Raw genomic sequence first — 5,164 nt, 5'->3', positions numbered from 1 at the left:
GAGGCAGTAGTGACCAAAGTCGTCCTCGAAGAAGAAAATAAAACTGTCAACGCTGCATAGGTCAGGCGACAACTAGCTTGACACGCGCCGCCCCCAAGCTCCCCCCAAGCTCCCAAGCTTGTAAAAGCCACCGGTCAGCCTGGCATTACCAAGACAAAAACTGAAAATGAGGAACTGCAATGGCAAGAAGCAAGACGAGTCCCCTTGAAGATTTGATTTTAGCGACAAGCAAACTCCCTTGGTGGGGCGGAGCTTTGTTGGCACTGGGGTCATATTTGGTGCTGCACGTGATTGCCTCTCGCCCGATCACGCTGGTCACAGCTCCAGGACAGATGGGCGACATGGTAGTAAAAGGCATGGTGACCACTCTGGCAATGTTTGGACAATACATCCTTCCATTTGCCTTCGGTATTGCAGCATTAGTTTCAGGCATAAACTTGATAAAACAGAAAAAGCTATATGAAAAGGTAGCCGCCAGCACAGATGTCGCAGCCCTGAACGAAATGAGCTGGGCCGATTTCGAAAGGCTGGTTGCCGAGTATTACCAACGTAACGGTTTCCAAGTAAGCCGAAAAGGTGGCAATGGTCCCGATGGGGGCATAGATCTCGTACTTCGCAAGAACAATGAGAAGCATTTGGTGCAGTGCAAGCAGTGGAAGGCTTACAAGGTTGGGGTTCAACCAGTGCGAGAGTTCTACGGAGTAATGGCCGCGAACGGTGCGGCTGGAGGATACTTCGTCACCTCTGGCGTTTACACCGATGATGCGAAGGCATTTGTGAAAGGACTCAACATCGAGTTAGTTGACGGCTCTAAGCTGAAAAAAATGATAGACATAGCTCAAAAAAAGACTACGGCTTCAATGAACCCAATAGAGGTACGACAAGAGACTACTGCCCCCGCCTGTCCAAAATGCGGAATGGAGATGAAGAAGCGGACAGCACGTCAAGGCAGTAATGCTGGCACGGAATTTTGGGGGTGCAGTGGTTTCCCAAAATGTAACGGCAGTCGTCCACTAGAAGAGAGCCAGGGCGTTGAGACAACATCGGCAACCGCACAGACTACTGCCACATTGGAACCCGAAAAGAAGAACTGCCCAAATTGTGGGACAGAGCTGGTTCTGCGACAGTTCCAAAGTGGACCAAAAAACGGACAGCAATTTTATGGTTGTATCCCCTGCAAGAAAGGTTGGCCGGTGGAACAACTCTAATTGCTAATTCGACAACCAGAAGAACTTCCCGGCATGTGGACCAGTCTTAGCCTGTCGCTTGATCATAGGCGCACCGCACTTCCCGCAGATGGGCATCTTTTCTTGGGGGAATGACCGCTCAGCCGGATAGAACAAATCCCCCCTGGCCCCCCTTCGCAAAGGGGGGGAACGTTGGGCTCGTGCAGCGCTTCGTGGATCATGCTTCAGGTTCATTTCCGTGTAGAGGGGATTTGCCTTGGTCGATGTACAAGCAAAAGGCATCGCACACGGATTTAGCGGATAACGCGGATAACGGCAGATTAAGCTAGAGCTAGAGCAGGGTTTTGCCTGATCCGAAGTTATCGTTTTTTGATCCGCGTCATCCGCGTGCGTGCGATGGGTCTAGATATGGCTTTTTTCTCTCAAGCATGCTAGCTTTGTCTGCCGCTAACTAATCTAATCCAACCAGGAGGGGCCGCAAGCTGCCTGCTTTTTCCGGACAGATCTTCGCTATTCTTTCCGCCGCTTTGTTCGGCGTGTCGCCGGTCTTCTGCAAGATGCTCATCGGGGACATGTCGCCGGCTCTGCTCGCGGGGCTTCTCTACCTCGGCTCGGGCCTCGGCCTGCAACTCGTCCTCTTCTTCCAACGCAAGAACTCCCTCCACGAACTGGCGCATCTCTCGCCGCGCCACCGGTTCAAGCTGATCGGCGCGGTCATCTCTGGCGGCATCATAGCTCCTCTCTGCCTCGCCTTCGGTATCAAGTACGGCACGGCTTCGGAGGTTTCGCTGCTCCTCAACCTGGAGACGGTGGCAACCACTCTGATAGCCTGGCTCATCTTCAAGGAGTACATCGGCCCCTACGTCTGTACCGGCAAGGTGCTGATCCTCATAGGCGCCGGCCTGGTAGTGCTGAAAGCGGAAGGGGGAATGTCCTTCTCTACCTCCTGGCTCCTGGTTATCTGCGCCTGCATCTTCTGGGGCATCGACAACAACCTGACCCGGGACGTGGAGGAACTTTCCTCCACGGTGCTCGCCTCTGTGAAAGGATTCGCCGCGGGTCTCTTTTCCATCTTCCTGGCGCTCGTCTTTACCACCGGATCGGCCACGCCCTCGCAAATCTACGGGGCCTTGGCTGTCGGCGCTCTCAGCTTCGGGCTGAGCCTGGTCTTGTTCGTCGAGGCCCTGCGGAAGATTGGAGCGGCAAGAACCGCTACCTTTTTCGCAGTCGGTCCTTTCTTCGGCACGCTCCTATCGGTGGCGCTTCTGGGAGAGCGCCCACCTGCTGCTTACTGGATAGCCACGGTGCTGATGCTGGCTGGCATTGCGCTGCTCTACCTGGAAGTGCACCGGCACCGCCACGCGCATGAGGAAATGGCTCATACTCATACTCACATCCACGACGAACACCACGATCACGAGCATCCTGAAGGGGAGGGCGCTCTCTCTCACGACCATCATCACGTCCATCGCCCTATGAACCACTCGCATGTCCACTGGCCAGATATTCACCACCAGCATCCTCACTGAATAACTATCGGCTTCGCCTTGACAAACCGCGCCGTATCAGGAAACTTTTAAAGTTTTTTAACTTGTCCGTTCCTGTCACAGCGAGGCCTATTCATGGACGATTTGCTTGCCGCACGTGCCCTTATGGGTGTTTCGCTTGCCTTTCACATAGTCTACGCGACTATAGGCATCGGTCTTCCGCTGTTGTTGATGCTTGCGGAAGGGTTGGCGCTCAAAACCGGAGATGAAGAGTGGCACGAGGTCGCACGGCGCTGGATCAGGCCGGCTGCGGTACTCTTCGCCATCGGCGCCGTCTCTGGAACGATCCTCTCATTCGAGCTCGGACTCCTTTGGCCTAAATTCATGGTCTTTGCCGGGCCTATGATAGGCCTTGCCTTCTCGATGGAAGGGTTCGCCTTTTTCACCGAGGCCATTTTCCTCGCTCTTTACAGCTACGGCGAGCAGCGCTTGTCCCGCCGCGCCCAGTTCCTCTGTACCGTTCCCATGGTCGTAGCCTCCGCTATTTCGGCGGTCTTCGTCATCAGCGCCAACGGCTGGATGAATACACCTTCGGGCTTCCGAATGGTCAACGGCGTCGCTTCCGACATCCGCCCGCTGGTTGCCTTTGCCAATCAGGCCTGGCCGCACCAGGCAGTACATGGAACCTTCGCCGCATACGTAGCCACAGGTTTCGCGATGGCGGGCTTTTACGCAGCGGATCTTTTGCGCGGCAGGAAGACGACGCAGGTGAAGAAGGCGCTGACCCTATCCCTCGCGGTCGGCACCTTGGCCCTGCCGCTTATGCTTGTGAGCGGGGACTGGGCGGCGGAAGCGCTCGCCGAGCATCAGAAGGCGAAACTCGCGGCGGCCGAGGCGCATTTCAAGACAATGGCGGCGGCGCCTCTTGTCATTGGCGGCTGGCCGGACCCCGAGACCGGTACCGTCCGCTACGCGATAAAGATCCCCAAGCTTCTCAGCTACCTTGCCAACGGCGACGCCAACTCGGTGGTGCAGGGGCTGGACGCTTTCCCTCAAGGAAGTACTCCCGACCCGCGCATCGTGCATCCCTTCTTCGATCTCATGGTGGGCTCTTCCTTCGTCATGGCCGTGGCTTCCGGCTGGTTCTGGTGGCTTCGCTGGCGCGAAAAGGAAGTGACGCTGAAACGGGGCGCATTGATCCTGGTTCTCATCGCGGCCCCGTTTGGCATGATCGCTCTGGAAAGCGGTTGGATGGTTACCGAGTTCGGCAGGCAACCGTGGATCATCCAGGGGTATCTCCGCACCTCCGAGGCCGTGACGCCCAACGGCGGTCTGCTGCTGATCTTCGCCACCTTCCTACTGGTCTACCTGGCGCTTTCGGTAGGGATATTGCGGCTTTTGCTGCGCCCGCAGGGTAGGGGGGAGGAAGAAGAGGAGGTGCTCCATGGCTGATCCGGTAATTCTCGCTGCCATAGTCCTCGTTGCCGGCCTTCTCATGTACGCGCTCTTCGCCGGTGCCGACTTCGGCGGAGGCATCTGGACCGCTTTCGCTTTCGGGCCACGCGCGCGGGAACAGAGGGAAGCGCTCTTCAACGCCATCGGCCCGGTGTGGGAAACGAACCACGTCTGGCTCATTTTCGTGATCGTCACCCTCTTCACAGCTTTTCCCGCCGGTTTCGGTAACCTCTTCGTCGTGCTGATGACCCCACTGGTGCTGGCCCTGGTTGGGATCAACTTCAGGGGCGCCGCTTTTGCCTTCCGCCACTTCGGCAGGGAGTCGAAGAAAGAGACCCCCGTCAGCGCCCGCGTCTTCGAGATCGCCAGCGTGCTCACCCCCTTCACGCTGGGGCTCGCTGTGTCCGCCACCGCTGCCGGGAGGATCGTCATCGCCGGACATATGCCGACCGAACAGGTTTCGGGCTGGCTCAACCCCTTCACCTTATTGGGGGGCGTCGTCGGTATGGCGATCTGCGCCTACCTGGCGCCCATCTACATGACGGTGCGCGTCACGGGGAGCCTGCAGGAGGACTTCAGGAAGGAGTCGCTGGCGGCCGGGTTGGCCCTGGGCATTCTCACCTCGCTGATGATACCGCTGGCGCACTACCAGGCGCCGCTATTCGCCGAGAGGCTGTTCAACTCGTGGCCCATGCTGTTCGTGATGCTGGCGATACTTACCGGCGTCATCACCGAATCTTTGCTCTGGCTGCGGCGCTACTTCTGGGCGCAGATTGCCGCCGGCGCGACCATCGTCTTCACCATGGCTGGCTTCGTCGTGGCCCTCAATCCCGATATTCTGATCGGGCAATTGACCCTGCGTGCCGCCGCGGCGCCGCATCCGACCCTGGTCGCCTTTCTCGCCGTTTTGCCTATTGGTGCTTTGATCCTGGTTCCTTCGCTTTTTTACCTCTACTGGACTTTCAGGGGGGAGCCGTCTACCGATATGCCGCCGGCTGGGAAGGTTGGGAAGGGTGGGGGACATGGCGCGCCCCC

At 57.6% G+C, this 5,164-nt stretch carries 4 protein-coding genes; all 4 read left to right on the top strand.

Going from position 1 to position 5,164, the window contains the following annotated elements; genetic code table 11:
* Nucleotides 1-179: 179 nt before the first annotated feature.
* Nucleotides 180-1,208 (top strand): restriction endonuclease, encoded by a 1,029-nt coding sequence (locus K419_RS0118575; RefSeq protein ID WP_026842859.1) that lies wholly within the window; start codon nt 180-182, stop codon nt 1,206-1,208.
* A 482-nt stretch (nt 1,209-1,690) separates the two neighbouring features.
* Nucleotides 1,691-2,716 (top strand): DMT family transporter, encoded by a 1,026-nt coding sequence (locus tag K419_RS0118570; RefSeq protein WP_026842858.1) that lies wholly within the window; start codon nt 1,691-1,693, stop codon nt 2,714-2,716.
* 93 nt (nt 2,717-2,809) lie between these two features.
* Complete coding sequence (locus K419_RS0118565; RefSeq protein WP_026842857.1) at nt 2,810-4,126, top strand: cytochrome ubiquinol oxidase subunit I; 1,317 nt, start codon at nt 2,810-2,812, stop codon at nt 4,124-4,126.
* Nucleotides 4,119-5,164: cytochrome d ubiquinol oxidase subunit II (locus tag K419_RS0118560; protein WP_026842856.1), on the top strand; the 1,046-nt coding region annotated here is incomplete at its 3' end. The genes K419_RS0118565 and K419_RS0118560, both read left to right, overlap by 8 nt.

It is taken from the genome of Citrifermentans bremense R1 (genome assembly GCF_000426865.1).
Taxonomy (GTDB): domain Bacteria; phylum Desulfobacterota; class Desulfuromonadia; order Geobacterales; family Geobacteraceae; genus Geomonas; species Geomonas bremensis.
Note: the sequence above shows the minus strand (reverse complement) of the source record. Positions and strands in the feature narration are given on the sequence as shown.